This window comes from Streptomyces sp. NPDC006332, assembly GCF_040612855.1.
GTDB lineage: Bacteria > Actinomycetota > Actinomycetes > Streptomycetales > Streptomycetaceae > Streptomyces.
In genome coordinates this window covers 33,309-51,160 of sequence record NZ_JBEXRA010000022.1, presented here as the reverse complement: position 1 = coordinate 51,160, position 17,852 = coordinate 33,309, and the positions used below count along the sequence as shown (strand labels likewise).

General features: G+C 71.1%; 20 protein-coding genes and 1 riboswitch. Of the genes, 11 read left to right on the top strand and 9 right to left on the bottom strand.

What is annotated here, in order from left to right; all coding sequences use genetic code 11:
- Positions 1–225: 225 nt before the first annotated feature.
- From ABZ027_RS20945 to ABZ027_RS20925, 5 genes are all read right to left on the bottom strand, one after another.
- A complete protein-coding gene (locus tag ABZ027_RS20945) occupies positions 226–900 on the bottom strand; it encodes an urease accessory UreF family protein (protein WP_356770414.1) in 675 nt (224 codons plus the stop codon).
- A gap of 12 nt (positions 901–912) precedes the next feature.
- Positions 913–2,634, bottom strand: coding sequence for an urease subunit alpha (locus ABZ027_RS20940; protein WP_356770412.1), 1,722 nt, complete (start codon positions 2,632–2,634; stop codon positions 913–915).
- Positions 2,627–2,938, bottom strand: a complete 312-nt coding sequence (locus ABZ027_RS20935) for an urease subunit beta (RefSeq protein WP_356770410.1) — start codon at positions 2,936–2,938, stop codon at positions 2,627–2,629. The genes ABZ027_RS20940 and ABZ027_RS20935 overlap by 8 nt, the downstream gene beginning before the upstream one ends.
- A gap of 14 nt (positions 2,939–2,952) precedes the next feature.
- A complete protein-coding gene (locus ABZ027_RS20930; protein ID WP_356770408.1) occupies positions 2,953–3,255 on the bottom strand; it encodes an urease subunit gamma in 303 nt (100 codons plus the stop codon).
- Positions 3,256–3,641: 386 nt separating this feature from the next.
- Positions 3,642–3,920 carry a type II toxin-antitoxin system Phd/YefM family antitoxin gene (locus ABZ027_RS20925; protein ID WP_356770406.1) on the bottom strand — a complete coding sequence of 93 codons (279 nt, stop codon included), beginning with the start codon at positions 3,918–3,920 and terminating at the stop codon, positions 3,642–3,644.
- A gap of 63 nt (positions 3,921–3,983) precedes the next feature.
- Between ABZ027_RS20925 and ABZ027_RS20920 the strand changes: the two genes are divergently transcribed.
- The 3 genes from ABZ027_RS20920 (at position 3,984) to ABZ027_RS20910 (ending at position 5,966) form a co-directional block, all read left to right on the top strand.
- A complete protein-coding gene (locus ABZ027_RS20920; protein ID WP_356770404.1) occupies positions 3,984–4,619 on the top strand; it encodes an ATP-dependent Clp protease proteolytic subunit in 636 nt (211 codons plus the stop codon).
- Between the two features lie 6 nt (positions 4,620–4,625).
- Positions 4,626–4,931 (top strand): hypothetical protein, encoded by a 306-nt coding sequence (locus ABZ027_RS20915; protein WP_356770402.1) that lies wholly within the window; start codon positions 4,626–4,628, stop codon positions 4,929–4,931.
- 347 nt (positions 4,932–5,278) lie between these two features.
- Positions 5,279–5,488, top strand: a riboswitch (cyclic di-AMP (ydaO/yuaA leader).
- Between the two features lie 4 nt (positions 5,489–5,492).
- Positions 5,493–5,966 carry a C40 family peptidase gene (locus ABZ027_RS20910; RefSeq protein WP_356770400.1) on the top strand — a complete coding sequence of 158 codons (474 nt, stop codon included), beginning with the start codon at positions 5,493–5,495 and terminating at the stop codon, positions 5,964–5,966.
- Between the two features lie 69 nt (positions 5,967–6,035).
- On the opposite strand, the gene ABZ027_RS20905 is transcribed toward ABZ027_RS20910, so the two are convergent.
- Positions 6,036–6,494, bottom strand: coding sequence for an ATP-binding protein (locus tag ABZ027_RS20905; protein ID WP_356770398.1), 459 nt, complete (start codon positions 6,492–6,494; stop codon positions 6,036–6,038).
- Positions 6,495–6,707: 213 nt separating this feature from the next.
- On the opposite strand from ABZ027_RS20905, the gene ABZ027_RS20900 reads away from it, so the two are divergent.
- Positions 6,708–7,568, top strand: a complete 861-nt coding sequence (locus ABZ027_RS20900) for a helix-turn-helix transcriptional regulator (protein WP_356770396.1) — start codon at positions 6,708–6,710, stop codon at positions 7,566–7,568.
- A 9-nt stretch (positions 7,569–7,577) separates the two neighbouring features.
- A complete protein-coding gene (locus tag ABZ027_RS20895) occupies positions 7,578–7,805 on the top strand; it encodes a DUF397 domain-containing protein (protein ID WP_356770394.1) in 228 nt (75 codons plus the stop codon).
- Positions 7,806–7,855: 50 nt separating this feature from the next.
- Here ABZ027_RS20895 and ABZ027_RS20890 read toward each other — a convergent pair whose 3' ends face one another.
- On the bottom strand, positions 7,856–8,983 hold the full coding sequence (locus ABZ027_RS20890; RefSeq protein WP_356770392.1) for an 8-amino-7-oxononanoate synthase: 1,128 nt from the start codon (positions 8,981–8,983) through the stop codon (positions 7,856–7,858).
- A gap of 213 nt (positions 8,984–9,196) precedes the next feature.
- On the opposite strand from ABZ027_RS20890, the gene bioB reads away from it, so the two are divergent.
- The 4 genes from bioB to ABZ027_RS20870 all read left to right on the top strand — a co-directional run bounded on the left by bioB (position 9,197) and on the right by ABZ027_RS20870 (position 13,533).
- Positions 9,197–10,438 carry a biotin synthase BioB gene (bioB, locus tag ABZ027_RS20885; RefSeq protein ID WP_356770390.1) on the top strand — a complete coding sequence of 414 codons (1,242 nt, stop codon included), beginning with the start codon at positions 9,197–9,199 and terminating at the stop codon, positions 10,436–10,438.
- Complete coding sequence (locus ABZ027_RS20880) at positions 10,431–11,735, top strand: adenosylmethionine--8-amino-7-oxononanoate transaminase (RefSeq protein WP_356770388.1); 1,305 nt, start codon at positions 10,431–10,433, stop codon at positions 11,733–11,735. Before bioB ends, ABZ027_RS20880 begins: the two co-directional genes overlap by 8 nt.
- Positions 11,736–11,874: 139 nt before the next feature.
- Positions 11,875–12,591 (top strand): dethiobiotin synthase, encoded by a 717-nt coding sequence (gene bioD / locus ABZ027_RS20875; protein ID WP_356770386.1) that lies wholly within the window; start codon positions 11,875–11,877, stop codon positions 12,589–12,591.
- A gap of 234 nt (positions 12,592–12,825) precedes the next feature.
- On the top strand, positions 12,826–13,533 hold the full coding sequence (locus ABZ027_RS20870; protein WP_356770384.1) for a class I SAM-dependent methyltransferase: 708 nt from the start codon (positions 12,826–12,828) through the stop codon (positions 13,531–13,533).
- Here ABZ027_RS20870 and ABZ027_RS20865 read toward each other — a convergent pair whose 3' ends face one another.
- A complete protein-coding gene (locus ABZ027_RS20865; protein WP_356770382.1) occupies positions 13,534–13,908 on the bottom strand; it encodes a fic family toxin-antitoxin system, toxin component in 375 nt (124 codons plus the stop codon).
- A complete protein-coding gene (locus ABZ027_RS20860; protein ID WP_356770380.1) occupies positions 13,905–14,129 on the bottom strand; it encodes an antitoxin in 225 nt (74 codons plus the stop codon). The genes ABZ027_RS20865 and ABZ027_RS20860 overlap by 4 nt, the downstream gene beginning before the upstream one ends.
- 257 nt (positions 14,130–14,386) lie before the next feature.
- On the opposite strand from ABZ027_RS20860, the gene ABZ027_RS20855 reads away from it, so the two are divergent.
- Together ABZ027_RS20855 and ABZ027_RS20850 are read left to right on the top strand one after the other, a co-directional pair.
- Positions 14,387–15,220 (top strand): ABC transporter ATP-binding protein, encoded by an 834-nt coding sequence (locus tag ABZ027_RS20855; RefSeq protein ID WP_356770378.1) that lies wholly within the window; start codon positions 14,387–14,389, stop codon positions 15,218–15,220.
- A 4-nt stretch (positions 15,221–15,224) separates the two neighbouring features.
- Positions 15,225–17,792 (top strand): FtsX-like permease family protein, encoded by a 2,568-nt coding sequence (locus ABZ027_RS20850; RefSeq protein ID WP_356770376.1) that lies wholly within the window; start codon positions 15,225–15,227, stop codon positions 17,790–17,792.
- Positions 17,793–17,852 lie beyond the last annotated feature (60 nt).

Below are 17,852 nucleotides of genomic sequence, written 5' to 3'. Positions count from 1 at the left end.
CTCGTCCCCACGGGGTCCAGGGCGAAGCCCCAGGCAGGGGTGCAGGGGACGCAGTCCCCGCCGGGGTCCAGGGGCGAAGCCCCGCCCAACCCACACCACCCCGCCGCCCCCACCAGGGCCCAGGGGCGAAGCCCCGGAACGGGCGCAGGGACGCAGTCCCGCCGGGGTCGTAGGGGCGGAGCCCCTGGGGATGGGACGGGTAGGGGCGGAGGGGGCGAAACCCTCCTAGGAGGCGAACAGGCGTACCGGCCACGCCGCATGCACCTCAGCCGAGATCTCCAGCAACGGCGCCGACCCCGCGGGCAACGCCTCGACCCCTTCGTCGAGAACCGACCGCGCCGCCTCCACCGCCGTATCCGCGACACGATCCACCTCCGGTGCCAACCGAGCCAACACCGCCGTCGCGTCGAAGGGATCCAGACTCAGCAACCGCACCGTCGCTGACGCCGGCCCGCTCACGCTCTCGTACGCCGCGCAGTACGCCGCGTCGACAGGCCCCAGCCCCGCCGCCCGAGCCGCCAGCCCGAGCACCACCGGCTGATGCGCCCCCTTGGGGAACTCCCGTGCCAGCGCGTCGAGTTCCGCGGACGGCCAGGTCGCCCGCGCGGCCCGCATCAGCTGGCGGCCCAGCTTCCGCGCGGCCCCCCGCAACGCGGGCGACGGTGTCCGCGCGTCCGCCGCCGCGTCCAACTCCACGGGATCCACGCCCAGTACGGCGGCCGCGGCCAGCGCGGCGGCGACCCGCCCCGTCGTCTGCAACCGTCCCCGGCAGAAGTCCTCCAGGCTCGCCGCCCCGGTGACCCGACCCGCCTTGACGGCCGCCTCCGCCCCGCCGGAGTGCGCGTGCCCCCCGGCGGGAAAGCGGCCGTCGGCCAGGACCAGAAGCGCTGCTCGTGACATGGGATCCGTGCCTCAGAAGAGGAAGTAACGCTGGGCCATGGGCAGTTCGGCGGCCGGAGTCGCCTCGACGAGCTCCCCGTCGATGTGCACGGCGAAGCTGTCGGGATCGACCCGGACAAGGGGCCGGGCGTCGTTCTCGCGCATGTCCGCCTTGGTCACGCCCCGCGTCGACTCGATGGCGACGAAGCGCTTGCCCAGGTTCAACCGCTCCGGCAGGCCGTCCTCGATCGCGAGCGGTGCCACGAAGTTGAACGAGTTGGCGGCGGGCGCCCGCCCGATCGCTCCGTACATCGGACGCGGCAGGATCGGCTGCGGAGTCGGGATGGAGGCGTTCGCGTCGCCCATCTGCGCGTACGCGATCTGCCCGCCCTTGATCACGAGGTGCGGCTTGACCCCGAAGAACGCGGGCTCCCACAGCACCAGGTCGGCGAGCTTGCCGGACTCGACGGAGCCGATCTCGCGGGCGAGGCCCTGGGCGAGGGCGGGGTTGATCGTGTACTTGGCCACGTACCGCCGTACCCGGTGGTTGTCCGCACGCCCGTCACCCGGCAGCGCCCCCCGTCGTCGCTTCATCACATGCGCGGTCTGCCAGGTCCGCAGGACGACCTCGCCCACCCGCCCCATGGCCTGCGCGTCGGAGGAGATGATCGAGATGGCGCCGAGGTCGTGGAGGATGTCCTCCGCGCCGATGGTGGAGGGCCGGATGCGGGACTCGGCGAAGGCGAGATCCTCCGGGACGGCCGGGTTGAGGTGGTGGCACACCATCAGCATGTCGAGGTGTTCCTCGGCGGTGTTGACGGTGAACGGCCTGGTCGGGTTGGTCGAGCTCGGCAGCACGTGCGGCTCGGAGACCACGGTCATGATGTCGGGCGCGTGCCCGCCGCCGGCGCCCTCGGTGTGGTACGCGTGGATCCCGCGGCCGGCGATCGCCGCGAGGGTGTCCCCCACGAACCCGGCCTCGTTCAGGGTGTCCGTGTGGATCGCGACCTGGATGCCGGTCCGGTCGGCGACGGTCAGCGAGGCGTCGATGACGGCCGGGGTGGAGCCCCAGTCCTCGTGCAGTTTCAGACCGAGCGCGCCGCCGCGGATCTGGGACAGCATCGCCTCGTGGGAGACGGTGTTGCCCTTGCCGAGGAAGCCGATGTTCAGGGGGTACTGCTCCATCGCCTCCAGCATCCGGGCCAGATGCCACGGACCGGGCGTGACGGTGGTCGCCTTGGAACCCTCGGCGGGTCCGGTACCGCCGCCGACCAGCGTGGTGACGCCCGAGGACAGCGCCTCGTCGGCGATCTGCGGGCAGATGAAGTGGACGTGCGCGTCGACCGCGCCCGCGGTCAGGATCCGCCCGTTGCCCGCGATGATCTCGGTCTCCGGGCCGATGACCAGGTCGGGGTGCACCCCGTCCATGGTGTCGGGGTTGCCCGCCTTGCCGATCCCGGTGATCCGCCCGTCGCGGACACCGACGTCGGCCTTGACTATGCCCCAGTGGTCGACGATCACGGCACCGGTGATGACTGTGTCGGGAGTGCCCTGAGCGCGGGTGGCCCGCGACTGGCCCATGGACTCGCGGATGACCTTGCCACCGCCGAAGACGGCCTCGTCACCGGCCCGCCCTGGCCCGCCGGAACGATCCTCCTCGATCTCGATCAGCAGATCGGTGTCGGCGAGCCGGATCCGGTCGCCGGTCGTCGGGCCGAACAGGTCGGCGTACGCGTCACGCGAGATCTCAGGCATCGAGGGCACCTCCGGTCTCCCCGCGCAGACCGGGCACCACCCGGGCACCGGCCAGCGGGACGAGTTCGACCTCGACGGGGATGCCGGGCTCGAAGCGCACGGCGGTGCCGGCGGCGATGTCGAGGCGCTTGCCGCGGGCGGCACCGCGGTCGAACTGCAGCCCGGGGTTGGCCTCGGCGAAGTGATAGTGGGAGCCGACCTGGACGGGCCGGTCGGCGGCGTTGAGGACGGTCAGCCGGGTGACCTCACGGCCCTCGTTGTAGACGATCGGGTCGTCCGCGAACAGGATCTCTCCGGGAATCATGGCGGCCGCTCCGCTCAGACGATCGGGTCGTGGACGGTGACGAGTTTGGTGCCGTCCGGGAAGGTCGCCTCGACCTGGACGTCGTGGATCATCTCGGGGATCCCCTCCATGACGTCGTCCCTGGTGAGCAGCTTGCGCCCGGACGCCATGAGTTCGGCCACCGTACGACCGTCACGGGCGCCTTCGAGGATGTGCGAGGTGATGAGCGCGACGACCTCGGGGTGGTTCAGCTTGAGTCCGCGGGCCCGGCGCTTCTCAGCCACGTCGGCCGCCACGTGGATGAGCAGTCGCTCTTGCTCGTGCGGGGTCAGTTGCACGTCCCACCTCACAGTCCTCGCTTCGGACCGTACGGGGTCCGGTTGCCGCTGCCCCGGGGCAAAGGCCCTGGTGGCGTGGAGGGGTGCAGGCTAGTTGGACTGGGTTTCAACCACGTTAACCGCGCGGGGCGAGGGACCGGCTCAGCGCGGCGGCCACCAGTCGCCCGAAGGGCGACGGTGGCGACAGCGGGGAGGAGGAAGGCAAGACCGCAGGCTGGAGCTGGGGCGAGCACAGACCGCCCGGAACCGAGGAGTCCACCCCAAGGCCGGCGCGGGCGGCGGGGTCGCGAGTCGGGCGTGGTCAGCGGTTCGGGGACGTCGGCGGTGACGAGGGCCTCGCCGTATACGGTCCGCTCGTGCACGGCGTCCCGCGCGGCGACCCGTCGTCAGCCGGGTCCGGTCCCCCGGTGATGCGCCGCGATCCCGAAGCGCTGCTGTTCGCGCGGAGCGGAGGCGACCTCGCGGACGCTGGAGACCGCGCTGATCACCTGCTCCTCGGCCGGTTCCTGGAGTTTCTCCAGCCGTTCGAGGTCGGCGGCGGAGACCAGGGCGACGAGGGGTTTGCCGTGCCGGGTCACGACCACCCTCTCCCCGCCGTACACCACCTTGTTGATCAGGTCGGCGAGTTCAGCCCTGGCTTGCGTCACCGGAATCTCGTAGGCCATACCCCCATCATAACGTCACGTACATCCTGTACATTTTTTACAGACGCCGAAGGAGGGGTTCCGATGACCCGACCGTCCGCCCGCCATGTCCTGCCCGAGTTCACCGAACGCACCAGCTCCGGGTACCGGACGATGGATCCGTACTCGAAGCTCCTGGAGGGGCGGATCGTCTTCCTGGGGACGCCGATCGACGACATCTCGGCGAACGACGTGATGGCCCAGTTGATGTACCTCGAACACCAGGACCCGGACCGGGACATCTCGCTGTACATCAACTCCCCCGGCGGCTCGTTCACCGCGATGTCGGCGATCTACGACACGCTCCAGTACGTCACGTGCGACGTGGAGACGTTCTGCCTGGGCCAGGCCGGCTCGTCGGCCGCGGTGCTGCTCGCCGCGGGCACGCCGGGCAAGCGCTCCGCGCTGCCGGGCGCGCGGATGGTGATCCACCAGCCCGCGATCATCGAGCCGGTCCAGGGGCAGGCCAGCGATCTGGCCATCCAGGCGGACGAGTTGACGCGGGTACGCAGCCGCATGGAGGAGCTGCTCGTCCGGCACACCGGGCGGACCCCTGAGCAGGTGCACGCGGACATCGAGCGGGACAAGATCCTCACCGCCCAGGAAGCCGTGGAGTACGGGCTGGTGGACCGGCTCGTCCCGAGCCGCAAGGCCTCGCGTCCCGCACCCGACGCGTGGTGAGCCGCGATGCTGCCCGATCTGCCTCCGCTGCCCGCCCTCACCCGCGCCGAGGGTGAGGTGATCGACCGTTACCTCGACGTGGTCGACCTGCTCGGCCGGATCAATCCGGCGCAGCACGGGGACACGTACCGAGGACTGCGTGCCGCGCAGGCACTGGTCGGCAAGGCGGCCGCGCTGCGGGACGCGCTGGAGCTGATGCACCGTCGGGGCGAGACCGAACTGCACGCCGACACGCTGGCGCGTGCGTTGCGCGTGCTGGACGGGGAGCGCCGCACGGCACGCGTCACCGTGCCGCCGTGCTCCGACAGTTGACGCTCCCCCAGCCGGTCCGGACGCGCCGACCCACCGCCGAGCGTCCGGACCGGAGCCGAAACGGACCAAACGGGGTACCGCTGTTCGGACTAGACACGGCTGCATTTATCGGCCCGATCAGATTGCGCAACGCGCGTAGTCAGAGGACGAAATGGGACGTTCCGCTGCTGGTCCGGGGCCCCTTGGGCCCCTCGACACCTCATCGAACAGGAGGGTGTCCACCCGAACGGGTGAGTGGTGAGTAACAACACAAACCCCCGGTTCCATTGGGTTTTTCGGACATCCGTGAGTCAAGATCCCTGACTGACGACAAGACCCCGCCACAGCGGCGGGGCGATCCGGGCGGGCGCCGAGTCCTGCCGCCGCGCGGATGACCGGTCGACAGGAGTGGATCGGCAGGAGTGGAGGACCCAAGCACGACGGGTCGCCGGAACGGTTGTCTCCGTACAGGAGGCGCCGGTTCGAGCAGCCCTTGGGGTGAAGCCGCGTCAGCGGCCGGGCAACTTTGTCAGCCCGAATCCGACAGGTCATCCTTCACAGGCGGCTGACGAAGGGTTGCGCATGACTGCGCTCAATCGTGTCCCGTCGCTCATGGTCCGGGCCGGTACGGCCTCGGCCTTCGCCATCGCCGCCGTCGGCGGTTCGATCGTGGTCCCGGGTGTCACCTCCGACGCCGCGGCAGCCACCCCGGCGACGAAGGCACTACAGGTCGCGGCCTCCAAGAAGGGCTCCCCGTACAAGTACGGGGCGACCGGGCCGAAGAGGTTCGACTGCTCCGGGCTGACGATGTACTCGTTCAAGAAGGCCGGCAAGAAACTGCCCCGCACGGCCGCCCAGCAGTACAACAAGACGCGCCACATCTCCTCCAAGAGCCGCAAGGCGGGAGACCTGGTCTTCTTCCACTCGGGCTCGAACGTGTACCACGTCGGCATCTACGCCGGGAAGGGCAAGCTCTGGCACTCCCCGAAGACCGGGGACGTCGTCCGGCTGCAGAAGATCTGGACGAAGAGCGTCTGGTACGGCCGGGTCAAGTGACCTCCCGCGCGGGGCGACGGTGAGCTGACCCGCCGTCGCCCCGCGCGTCCGTCCCGCGACAGGGGTCCGCTACGGCTCCTGTTGCCCCGCCGCCGATACCGGCGCGGCCGGAACGGACCACGGCAGTTCGATGGAGACCGTCTTGCCGCCCTCTCGGGTGGGTCTGACTCTCAGTTTGCCGCCGCACTCGGCGGCCAGCCACCGGATGATCACCATGCCCCGGCCGTTGTCCTGCTGGACGGCGGCCGGCAGTCGTTTGGGGAATCGCGGGTGGCTGTCGGTGACACCGATGCGCAGGTGTTCGTCTCGGTCGAGCTCGATGTCCACCGTGAAGGTGGGTGACTGTCCGAAGGTGTGCTGTACGGCGTTGGTGGTGAGTTCGGAGACGATCAGCCGGATGGTGTCGGCGATGTCGGTGTCCGTCGCCAGTCCCCACTCCGCCAGGGTGGTGAGCACATAGGTGCGGGCCGCGGAGACCGAGGCGGGAACGCTCGGCAGAGTGACGGATGCTTCCAGATGGTCTGCCATGGCGACGTCGTCCCTTTCCCACGGGCCCGCAGTCCGACACGGAGCGGATGGTTCGAGTACGGTCCCGGACTGGTGCTTCGTCGCCAGACTGCCATTACCGCGGCGGTCACGGGAGGCGATCGACCAAGTAATGCATATATCTGTCGCTCGAAGCGGTGAACTCTAGGGCGACAGAGCATATTTGGGTGCCTCGGTCGGAGTAAGGAGTAACCCATGCAGCACGGTCCTGCGGTGCGCCGCCGGAAACTGGGGGCGGAACTGCGTTCCCTGCGCAGCGGTACCGGACTCACGAGTGGTGAGGCGGCCCGGTTGGTGGGCTGGCACCAGTCGAAGGTGAGCCGCATCGAGACCGGCGCCAGTGGGGTGAAACCGGCCGACGTGCGGTTACTGCTGGACGCCTACGGGGTGCGGGACGCCCAACTACGGGAGTTACTACTGGTGTTGGCCGGGTCCGACGAGAGCGCCGGGCGGCACCACTGGTGGCACGCGTACCGAGGAGTGCTGCCACCCACCTACCGGGACTTCATCAGCCTGGAGTCGCAGGCGAGCGAGATGCGCACCCTGGAGACCTCGGTGGTGCCGGGTCTGTTGCAGACGGCGCAGTACGCCCGGGCGGTGACCAGGGCGGCGGTCGACGGGCTGGACGAGGAGCGGGTGGACGCCCTGGTGGAGGTGCGGTTGGCCAGGCAGGACGTGCTGCGATCGCAACCGCCGCTGGCGCTGGACGCCGTACTGGACGAGGCGGTGCTGCGGCGCGAGGTCGGCGGCCCCGAGGTGATGAAGCGGCAGCTGGAGCGCCTTCTTGAGGCGGCGCGACTGCCCCAAGTGCGGTTGCAGGTACTTCCGTTCGCGGCCGGAGCACACATCGGCGTCACCGGGCCTTTCGTTATCTTCTCATTTTCGAGCACATCTGATCTGGATGTGGTTGTTCTCGACCACTTGACGAGTAGCCTCTATCTCGAGCGGAAAGAAGACCTTCAGGCCTACACCGAGGCCTTCAACGCCCTTCAGTTCCACGCCCTTTCGCCCGAGGACTCGTTGGATTACATCGCCGCGATAGGTGACGGCGCGTAAGGAGGCACCATGACCGCACTGCCTCGGCACGTACCTTCCAGTACCGATCTGCCCGACGTCCGGTGGCTGCGCAGCAGTTACAGCACCGGAGCGAACAACTGCGTCGAGACTGCCCGGCCGAAGACCGGCCGCTGGGCCGGTCTGCTCGCCGTACGCGACTCCAAGGACCCTGCCGGACCCGCGCTGCTCTTCTCCCCCGAGAGCTGGGCGGGATTCACGGCCGCGATCCAGTCCTGATCAGACCGCCCCGTCCATCGGGGCGCGGCGCACGGCCGTGTCACGCCGACTCATGGTCGTGTCTCGCCGATCACCCGTACAGCGCGTTCGATCTGCCCCGCGGAGAGGTCCGCGCGGGCGGTCAGTCTCAGCCGTGAGATGCCGTCGGGCACGGAGGGAGGTCGGAAGCAGCCCACGGCAAGCCCGGCGGTACGGCAGTCGGCCGCCCAGCCGACCGCCGTCTCCGGGGACGGCGCGCGCACCGAGACCACCGCGGCGTCCGGGCGTACCGCCCGCAGCCCCGCGGCCGTCAGGCGTGCGTGGAGTTCACCCGCGACCTCGCGTGCCCGCGCCGCCCGGTGCGGCTCTCGGCGCAGCAGCCGCAGCGCCGCCAGGGCCGCGCCGGTCGCCGCGGGGGCGAGGCCGGTGTCGAAGATGAACGTCCGGGCCGCGTTGACCAGGTGGTCGATCACCCGCGCGGGGCCGAGCACGGCGCCGCCCTGGCTGCCGAGCGACTTGGACAGCGTGACCGTCACGACGACGTCGTCGGCGCCCGCGAGACCGGCCGCCTGCGGGGCGCCGCGGCCGCCGTCGCCCAGGACGCCGAGTCCGTGGGCGTCGTCGACCACCAGCCCCGCGCCGCGCTCCCGGCACGCCGCGGCCAGGGCGGCCAGCGGGGCCGCGTCGCCGTCCACCGAGAAGACCGTGTCGGACACCACCACCGCGGGACCCTCGTGCGTGCTCAGGGCCTTGGCCACGGCGTCCGGGTCCGCGTGCCCGACGACCTGGGTGGCACCCCGGGCCAGCCGGCAACCGTCGATCAGCGAGGCGTGGTTGCCCGCGTCGGAGACGATCAGCGAGCCGTGCGGGGCCAGCGCGGTGACCGCGGCCAGGTTCGCGGCGTAGCCCGAGGAGAAGACGAGGGCCGCCTCGAAGCCGCAGTGGTCGGCCAGCTCGCGTTCCAGTTCGGCGTGGAGCGCGGTGGTCCCGGTGACCAGCCGGGAGCCGGTCGCGCCGCCGCCCCAGGTGCGGGCGGCCCGGGCCGCGCCCTCGGTGACCTCCGGATGACGGGCCAGGCCCAGGTAGTCGTTGCTCGCGAGGTCCAGGAGGGGCGAGTCGGCGGGGCGGGGCCGCAGCGTCCGTACGAGCCCGGCGCGGCGGCGCCGGCCCGCCTCCTCGTCGATCCAGCCGAACGCCATCGGTCCTCCAGGGCTTTTGGCTTGTGTAGGCAGCGCGGTGCGGTGCCGGGCAGTGCGGTGCAGGCCGGCGCGCAGACAGTATTTGTAGGCAGTGAACAGACACTAGCGGGACAACCGGGCACCCCGTATGTGGCGATACCCACACCTCCAAGCGCCTCTGTTGTGCGAACTCTCCTTGGCCCCGGACGGCTCCTTAGGACAGGATCGGCTTTCATGGACCTGCTGAACACGCTGGTGGAAAAGGGGCTGCGGCGCGAGGTGCCGAGCCGCGAGGAGGCACTCGCCGTCCTCGCCACTTCCGACGACGACCTGCTCGATGTGGTGGCCGCGGCCGGCAAGGTACGCCGGCACTGGTTCGGCCGACGGGTGAAACTGAACTACCTCGTCAACCTCAAGTCGGGCCTGTGCCCGGAGGACTGCTCCTACTGTTCCCAGCGGCTCGGCTCCACCGCCGGCATCCTCAAGTACACCTGGCTCAAGCCTGATCAGGCCTCCGAGGCGGCGGCGGCCGGGTTGGCGGGAGGCGCCAAACGGGTGTGTCTGGTGGCGTCCGGGCGCGGGCCCACCGACCGGGACGTGGAGCGGGTCGCGGGCACGATCAGGACCATCAAGGAACAGAACGAGGGCGTCGAGGTGTGCGCCTGCCTCGGGCTGCTCTCCGACGGTCAGGCGGAGCGGCTGCGCGAGGCGGGCGCCGACGCCTACAACCACAACCTGAACACCTCCGAGGCGACGTACGGGGACATCACGACCACCCATACCTATGCCGACCGGGTGGACACGGTCACCAAGGCGCACGCGGCCGGCCTGTCGGCCTGCTCGGGTCTGATCGCCGGTATGGGTGAGTCGGACGAGGACCTGGTGGACGTGGTGTTCTCGCTGCGCGCGCTGGACCCGGACTCGGTTCCGGTCAACTTCCTGATCCCGGTCGAGGGCACCCCGCTGGCCAAGGAGTGGAACCTCACCCCGCAGCGCTGCCTCAGGATCCTGGCCATGGTCCGGTTCGTCTGCCCGGACGTCGAGGTCCGCATCGCCGGCGGCCGCGAGGTCCATCTGCGCACCATGCAGCCCCTCGCCCTCAACCTGGCCAACTCGATCTTCCTCGGCGACTACCTCACCACCGAGGGTCAGGCGGGCAAGGCCGACCTGGAGATGATCGCGGACGCCGGGTTCGAGGTGGAGGGCGCCGACCAGGTCACCCTCCCCGCGCACCGGGCGACGGCGCTGGGTGGCTGCGGGTCGCACGCCGGCGACGGCGCCGGGTGCGGGGCCCACGAGGAAGCGGGCTGCGGGTCCCAGGAGGGCGCCGGGTGCGGGTCGCACGGGGACAGCGGGGTGTGCGGTTCCGCTCCCGCGGCCACCTCGGCCACCCCGGCCACCTCGGGCGAGCCGCGGACGGATCTGGTCGCCGTACGCCGTCGTGGTGCCGGAACGGACCTCGCGCCCAATGCCTGACCTGCCGGTGGCCGGGCTGACCGTGCCGGAGCTGCTGGAGCTGGACCGGCGCCACGTCTGGCACCCGTACGGCCCCATGCCCGGGCGGCAGGAACCGCTCGTCGTGGAGTCGGCGAGCGGGGTACGACTGCGGGTCCGGTCGGCCGACGGAGCGGATGCCGAGGTCGTCGACGGGATGTCGTCCTGGTGGTCGGCGATCCACGGCTACAACCACCCGGTGCTGAACGAGGCCGCGCGTGAGCAGCTCGGGCGGATGAGCCATGTGATGTTCGGCGGGCTCACCCACGAGCCCGCCGTACGACTGGCGAAGCTCCTTGTCGACATGTCGCCCGACGGTCTGGAGCATGTCTTCCTCGCCGACTCCGGTTCGGTGTCGGTCGAGGTCGCGGTCAAGATGTGCCTGCAGTACTGGCGTTCGCTCGGCCGCCCCGCGAAGCGACGGCTGCTCACCTGGCGCGGCGGCTACCACGGCGACACCTGGCAGCCGATGTCGGTGTGCGACCCCGAGGGCGGGATGCACGAGCTGTGGAGCGGCGTGCTGCCCCGGCAGGTCTTCGTGGACGCGCCGCCCGCCGGATACGAGGAGTCGTACGCCGAGCTGCTGCGCTCCGCGATCGCGCGTCACGCCGACGAGCTGGCCGCGGTGATCGTCGAGCCGGTGGTGCAGGGCGCCGGGGGGATGCGGTTCCACTCCCCCGCGTATCTGCGGGTGCTGCGCGAGGCGTGCGACGCGCACGACGTCCTGCTGGTGTTCGACGAGATCGCGACCGGGTTCGGGCGCACGGGCGCGCTGTTCGCGGCGGAGCACGCGGCGGTCACTCCGGATGTGATGTGCGTGGGCAAGGCGCTGACCGGCGGCTATCTGACGATGGCGGCGACGCTGTGCACCACGCGGGTGGCCGAGGGCATCTCGCGCGGCGAGGTCCCGGTGCTCGCCCACGGCCCCACCTTCATGGGCAACCCGCTGGCGGCCTCGGTCGCCTGCGCATCCATCGAGCTCCTGCTGGGCCAGGACTGGCTGGCGGAGGTCAAACGGATCGAGGCGGGGCTGCGGGACCAGCTGGCCGCGGCGTCGGAGCTGCCGGGGGTGAAGGAGGTCCGGGTCCTCGGCGCGATCGGTGTCGTCCAGCTCGACCACGCCGTCGACATGACGGCGGCCACGGCGGCCGCCGTGCGTGAGGGTGTGTGGCTGCGCCCGTTCCGCGACCTCGTCTACACGATGCCGCCGTACGTCACGGACGACGCGGACCTGGCTCGGATCGCGCGGGCGGTGTGCGCGGCGGCGCGAGCGGGGTGACCGGGGTTGCGCGGCGCGAGAGGGGTGAACGGGGGGCGCGGCGCGGGTGCCTGGTGTGGTGGTGCATGTGGCGTGGGCGCGTTGAGCTGGGGAAATGGGATGGGTGCGTTGAACGGCACGGGCGAGTGGGAGTGATGGCATGCCGGTCCTGGTGATCACGGGCACGGGTACGGAGATCGGCAAGACGGTCACGACCGCCGCGGTCGCCGCGGTGGGTCTCGCGGCCGGGCGGTCGGTGGCCGTGCTGAAGGCCGCGCAGACGGGCCTTGGGCCGGACGAACCGGGAGACGCCGAGGAGGTGACCCGGCTCGCGGGTACCGTGACGGCGGCCGAACTCGCCCGGTTTCCCGACCCGTTGGCGCCCGCGACGGCGGCCCGCCGGGCCGGGCGGGCTCCGGTGCGCCCCCAGGACATCGCCGAGGCCGCCGCCAAGCTGGCCACCGAGCACGATCTGGTGCTGGTCGAGGGGGCGGGCGGACTGCTCGTCCGGTTCGACGCGGCGGGCGGGACGCTGGCCGACGCGGCCGAGCTGCTGGCGGCGCCGGTGCTGCTGGTGGTGTCGGCGGGCCTGGGCACGCTGAACACGACGGAACTGACGGCACGTGAGCTCCGGGGACGTGGCCTCGATCTGGCCGGACTCGTGATCGGCAGCTGGCCCGACGTGCCCGATCTGGCCTCGCGCTGCAACCTGGCGGACCTGCCGGAGGTGTCCGGCGCACCCCTGCTCGGAGCCCTGCCCGCCGGGGCCGGGAGCCTCCCGCCCGCCTACTTCCGCACGTCGGCTCCGGGCTGGCTGGCGCCACGGCTGGACGGCACCTGGGACGCGGAGGCGTTTGTCGGGCGCGAGGCTCCGTAGGGCCCTCCCCCGACTGGAACCGGACCGGGTTCGAGGCCTGATGCCCAAGCTGGGGCAGGCATCGCGAGGGTGGTCTCCTGCGGAGGCCGCGTGAGAGGCGGACTACGACCTCGTCAGGGGAGGTGTCCTCGGTGGCCGTCCGGGCGATCAGTGGTTGCTCCAGATGGCGCGGGGATGCGACGGGCCCGCCCGGCGGGAGAATCGTGGTGAGGCCCGCTCGCGAGGGAGGTCGCCATGCCGCCACAGCTTCGGTGCACCGGCTCCGGCAAGGTGCCCCCGGATCCCGTCCACCACCCGCTGTTCGCCCGGTACTACGCCCGGGCCAGTGTGAGCGCCGAGACCAGGATGGGCATGGGCCGGATCCGGGCGCGGATGCTCGCCGGGCTGTCGGGGCGGGTGATCGAGATCGGCGCGGGCAACGGCCTGAACTTCGCGCACTATCCGCGCGCCGTCTCACAGGTCGTGGCGATCGAACCGGAGCGCCTGCTGCGACGGTTGGCGGTGGAGTCCGCCCGGCGCTGCGGGACGCCCGTCGACGTGGTGCCGGGCACGGCGGAGGCGCTGCCGGTCAAGAGCGAGGCCTTCGACGCGGTGGTGATCTCGCTGGTGTTGTGCAGCGTGCGGGATCTGCCACGCGCCCTCGCGGAGACGCGCCGGGTGCTGCGACCCGGAGGCGAGGTGCGGTTCTTCGAGCACGGCAGGGGCGGCGGGCCGGCCATGCGGTTCACCCAGCGGGCGCTCGACCGCACGGTGTGGCCGGCGCTGAGCGGCGGCTGCCATCTGGCCCGCGACCCGGTCGCCGCGCTGCGCGACGCCGGGTTCGAACTCGGCCCCTACCGGCAGATGTCGATGCCGGAGAACGGCCCGAGGCTGCCCGTGTCGTACTGCGTGCTGGGCACCGCGTGGCGTCCGGCGACCGAGACAGTCGCCGAGGGGCGGTGATCAGCGGGTCCACCGGCGCAGTTCGTCCGCGATCTCGTGGACCGAGGCCTCACCGCCCTTGACCAGCCGGGCGAGGTCGCGGACCTGCTCGGGTGAGATCGTGACCTTGAGTCCGCCGGCCACCAGGTAGGCGTAGGCGACCGCGACCGCGAAGAGGGCGTTGGAGCGCTCCAACGCGGGGACGTGAATGAGGAGTTGGAGCAGCGCGGCAGCACGCGCGTGCGGGCTGTCGTAGACCGGGACCTCGAAAATCTCGGCCTCGTGGCGCGCCACGGCGGCGACCAGGGCGCCCCAGTCGGTGACCTGGGGGTCTCCCGGCGTCTTCTGCTCGGCGAGCATCAGGAGCCAGGCGAGGTCGATGCTCAGATCGCTCAACGGCCCTCGCGCTCCGAGCCGAACTCCTCGGCGAAGACGGACTCGTACTGCTTCATGAAGTCGGCGGCGGCTTCCACGAAGGTGTGGCCCACCTCGCCGGTGTCCTGTTTGACCAGTTCCTCGATGTAGCGGTTGACGCTCAGGCCACGGGCCAGGGCACGCTCACGGGCCGCGCGGGCCGTGCCCTCGTCCACGCGCACGTTCAGCTGGGTCTTCGCCATACTCAGAAGCTAGCGCCGAATCGCTAGCACCGGCAAGTGCTCCCCCGGAGGTGGAGAGTGCCCCTTACATCAATACCAGGGGCCCGACCTGGGGTGGAGAACACCCGGGACCCACGGGGGATACCGAGTGTGGGCCGGATCACATTAGGCTCGGCCGGACGAACACGTCGTACGTCCCGAAAGCGCCGGGAAAGTCCCACATCACAGTCACTGTGAAGCACAGCGCACAGTCCACGTCCAGAAGCGAGGAGGCAGTCTTGTCCACCCCTGCTGCTCAGCATGTGCCGGGCCGTGCGTCGGCCGACGGAGTCGCGGCCCGTGCCCGCGGTCTGACCAAGGCGTACGGATCGGGCGAGACGACGGTGCTGGCCCTGGACTCGGTGGACGTGGACATCGCGCGTGGCCGGTTCACGGCGGTCATGGGGCCGTCGGGCTCCGGGAAGTCCACGCTGATGCACTGCCTGGCGGGGCTCGACACCGTGTCGGCCGGACAGGTGTGGCTCGGTGACACCGAGATCACGGGACTGAGGGACCGCGAGCTGACCCGGCTGCGCCGGGACCGGATCGGGTTCATGTTCCAGTCGTTCAACCTCATCCCGACGCTGAACGCGGCCGAGAACATCACCCTGCCCATGGACATCGCGGGCAAGAAACCCGACGAGAAGTGGCTCGACCAGGTCATCGACACGCTCGGGCTGCGTGACCGGCTGCGGCATCGGCCGTCCCAGCTCTCCGGCGGCCAGCAGCAGCGGGTCGCGTGCGCGCGGGCGCTGGCCTCCCGGCCCGAGCTGATCTTCGCGGACGAACCGACCGGCAACCTGGACTCGCGGGCCGGTCTTGAGGTCCTCGGGTTCCTGCGCGAGGCGGTGGACCAGCTCGGGCAGACGGTGGTGATGGTCACCCACGACCCGGGGGCCGCCGCCCACTCCGACCTGGTGCTCTTCCTGGCGGACGGGCGCATCGTCGACGAGACGGAGCATCCGACGGCGGACGCGGTCCTGGAACGCATGAAGCGCTTCGACGTGACCCGCGCCCCGTTCGACCCGGATCCCGGGGCCGAGGGCCGGGAGTCCTCCCACAAGGAGGGCTGACCTCGTGCTGAAGGCGACGCTCCGCAGCTTCCTCGCCCACAAGGGGCGCCTGCTGCTCTCGGCCCTGGCCGTCGTCCTGTCCGTGGCGTTCGTCGCGGGCAGTCTGATTTTCTCCGACACGCTCAGCCGGACCTTCGACCGGCTCTTCGCCTCGACCGCGCCAGACGTCACCGTCAGCCCGAAGGAGACCCTCGACGAGGCGGTGCCGTCCGGCATGACGGCCACCCTGCCGGCCGCGCTCGCGCGGCAGGTGGCCCAGGTCGACGGGGTGGCCGCTGCACGCGCGGACGCCGAGGTGCAGAACATCACCGTCGTGGACAGCGAGAACGAGTCCGTCGGACCGACCACCGGCGCCCCCACCATCGGCACCGACTGGAGCCCCGACCAGCGCAGCCCCGTCGAGCTCACCTCCGGGCACGCGCCGCGTGGGCCGGGGGAGGCACTGCTCGACTCGGAGTCCGCCGACCGCAAGGGCGTGCGGATCGGGGACACGCTCACCGTGATCGCGGGACCGGGTTCGTTCAAGGTCCAGGTCGTCGGGATCGCCACCTTCACCACCACCAACCCCGGCGCCGCGCTGGTCTTCCTCGACACCCCGACCGCGCAGGCCAAGCTGCTCGGTGCCCCGAAGGCCGCCACGAGCATCTCGGTCGACGCCGACGAGGGCGTGAGCGACACACAGCTGAAGCAGCGGGTGGCCGCCGCGCTCGGGACGAACCGCTACGAGTTCCGGACCGCCGACGAGCAGGCGAAGTCCGACGTCGAGCAGTTGGGCGGCTTCCTCGACGTCATCAAGTACGTCATGCTCGGCTTCGCCGGGATCGCCGTGCTGGTCGGTGTGTTCCTGATCGTCAACACCTTCTCCATGCTGATCGCGCAGCGCACCCGCGAACTGGGCCTGCTGCGCGCGCTCGGCGCCGACCGGCGGCAGGTCCGCCGCTCGGTCCTCACCGAGGCGCTGCTGCTCGGCCTGGTCGGCTCCACGCTGGGTCTGGCCACGGGCATCGGGCTCGCGGCGGGGCTGATCGCGCTCATGAACACGCTCGGCATGAACATCAAGTCGAGCGAGATGGTGATCGGTTGGGGCACCCCCGTCGCCGCGTACGTCGTCGGTGTCGGCGTCACCTTCGTCGCCGCGTATCTGCCGGCCCGGCGGGCGGCGGGCATCTCGCCGATGGCGGCCCTCGCGGACGCCGAGATCGCCGGCATCGGCAGGCCGCTGAGGACCCGCGCGATCGTGGGCGGGGCGGTCGGGGCGGCGGGCGTGGCCGCGCTCGTGGGCTGCGTCGCGGCGTCGCGGACCGCTTCGGCGGCCTCACTGCTGGGCCTCGGCGTCGTCCTGACCCTGCTGGCCACGGTCATCGCGGGCCCGTTGCTGGTACGCCCGGTGATCCGGGTGCTCGGCGGCGCCTTCCCCGCGCTGTTCGGGTCCGTCGGCCGGATGAGTCAGCGCAACGCGCTGCGCAACCCCCGCCGCACCGGGGCCACCGCGGCCGCCCTGATGGTCGGTCTGGCCCTGGTCGGCGGGATGTCGGTGGCGAGCGCGTCGATGACCAAGTCCTTCGACCAGCAGATCGACAAGACGCTGGGCGCCGACTACGTGATCCAGAACGGCAACTTCCTGCCCTTCCCGCAGGAGCTCACCGACGCGGTGCGCGAGACCCCGGGCGCCGGGCTGGTCGTACGGCAGCGGTTGACTCCGGTCGCGGTGCGCCTGCCGGACGGCGACCGGGTGGAGACGACCGCGGCGGCCTACGACCCCCAGCTCGACAAGGTCGCCCACATCACCTACGCGCAGGGCGACACCGCGGCGGCGCTGGGGACAGGTCGCATCGCCATGGACGTGGACTTCGCGCGCGATCACGACGTACGGGTCGGCAGCGCGATCCCCGTCGAGTTCCAGGGCGGACGCTCCACCGAACTGACCGTGGGCGCCCTCACCGACCAGGAGTCCGCCGAGGGGTTCGGCACCCAGGGCGGACTGTACTTCGGCCTGGCCACCCTGGAACGGTTCGCGCCGGGCGGGCAGGACTCGGCGCTGTATGTGAACGCCGCCTCGGGGACGAGTGACGACGAGTTGCGCGCGAACCTGGAACGCACACTCGACCCCTATCCGCAGGTGCAGGTGCGTGACCTGGCCGACTACAAGAAACTGATCCACGATCAGATCTCGGTCCTGCTCTACCTGGTGTACGCGCTGCTCGGCCTGGCGATCGTCATCGCGGTGCTCGGGGTGGTCAACACCCTCGCCCTGTCCGTCGTGGAGCGCACCCGGGAGATCGGGCTGCTGCGGGCAATCGGTCTGGCCCGGCGCCAGTTGCGCCGGATGATCCGGCTGGAGTCGGTGGTGATCGCGGTGTTCGGCGCGGTACTGGGGCTCGTGTTGGGGCTGGTGTGGGGCGTGTGCATCCAGCAGGTCCTGGCGTTGCAGGGCCTGAACGCGCTGGCCATTCCGTGGACCACGGTCGTGGCGGTGGTGGTCGGCTCGGCGGTGGTGGGGGTGGTGGCGGCGCTGCTGCCGGCGCTGCGTGCGTCGCGGATGAACGTGCTGGCGGCGATCGCCCACGAGTGACGAAGTCGCAACCGGTACCCAGGCGGCTGCTTCGTCCATGTCCCCGTCCTCCCGCCCGCC

What these genes read in the sequence shown, in the direction of transcription:
- ABZ027_RS20945 (WP_356770414.1), bottom strand. Translation starts at nt 900, where the DNA reads ATGTCACGAGCAGCGCTTCTGGTCCTGGCCGACGGCCGCTTTCCCGCC.
- ABZ027_RS20940 (WP_356770412.1), bottom strand. Translation starts at nt 2,634, where the DNA reads ATGCCTGAGATCTCGCGTGACGCGTACGCCGACCTGTTCGGCCCGACG.
- ABZ027_RS20935 (WP_356770410.1), bottom strand. Translation starts at nt 2,938, where the DNA reads ATGATTCCCGGAGAGATCCTGTTCGCGGACGACCCGATCGTCTACAAC.
- ABZ027_RS20925 (WP_356770406.1), bottom strand. Translation starts at nt 3,920, where the DNA reads ATGGCCTACGAGATTCCGGTGACGCAAGCCAGGGCTGAACTCGCCGAC.
- ABZ027_RS20920 (WP_356770404.1), top strand. Translation starts at nt 3,984, where the DNA reads ATGACCCGACCGTCCGCCCGCCATGTCCTGCCCGAGTTCACCGAACGC.
- ABZ027_RS20915 (WP_356770402.1), top strand. Translation starts at nt 4,626, where the DNA reads ATGCTGCCCGATCTGCCTCCGCTGCCCGCCCTCACCCGCGCCGAGGGT.
- ABZ027_RS20910 (WP_356770400.1), top strand. Translation starts at nt 5,493, where the DNA reads ATGACTGCGCTCAATCGTGTCCCGTCGCTCATGGTCCGGGCCGGTACG.
- ABZ027_RS20905 (WP_356770398.1), bottom strand. Translation starts at nt 6,494, where the DNA reads ATGGCAGACCATCTGGAAGCATCCGTCACTCTGCCGAGCGTTCCCGCC.
- ABZ027_RS20900 (WP_356770396.1), top strand. Translation starts at nt 6,708, where the DNA reads ATGCAGCACGGTCCTGCGGTGCGCCGCCGGAAACTGGGGGCGGAACTG.
- ABZ027_RS20895 (WP_356770394.1), top strand. Translation starts at nt 7,578, where the DNA reads ATGACCGCACTGCCTCGGCACGTACCTTCCAGTACCGATCTGCCCGAC.
- ABZ027_RS20890 (WP_356770392.1), bottom strand. Translation starts at nt 8,983, where the DNA reads ATGGCGTTCGGCTGGATCGACGAGGAGGCGGGCCGGCGCCGCCGCGCC.
- bioB (WP_356770390.1), top strand. Translation starts at nt 9,197, where the DNA reads ATGGACCTGCTGAACACGCTGGTGGAAAAGGGGCTGCGGCGCGAGGTG.
- ABZ027_RS20880 (WP_356770388.1), top strand. Translation starts at nt 10,431, where the DNA reads ATGCCTGACCTGCCGGTGGCCGGGCTGACCGTGCCGGAGCTGCTGGAG.
- bioD (WP_356770386.1), top strand. Translation starts at nt 11,875, where the DNA reads ATGCCGGTCCTGGTGATCACGGGCACGGGTACGGAGATCGGCAAGACG.
- ABZ027_RS20870 (WP_356770384.1), top strand. Translation starts at nt 12,826, where the DNA reads ATGCCGCCACAGCTTCGGTGCACCGGCTCCGGCAAGGTGCCCCCGGAT.
- ABZ027_RS20860 (WP_356770380.1), bottom strand. Translation starts at nt 14,129, where the DNA reads ATGGCGAAGACCCAGCTGAACGTGCGCGTGGACGAGGGCACGGCCCGC.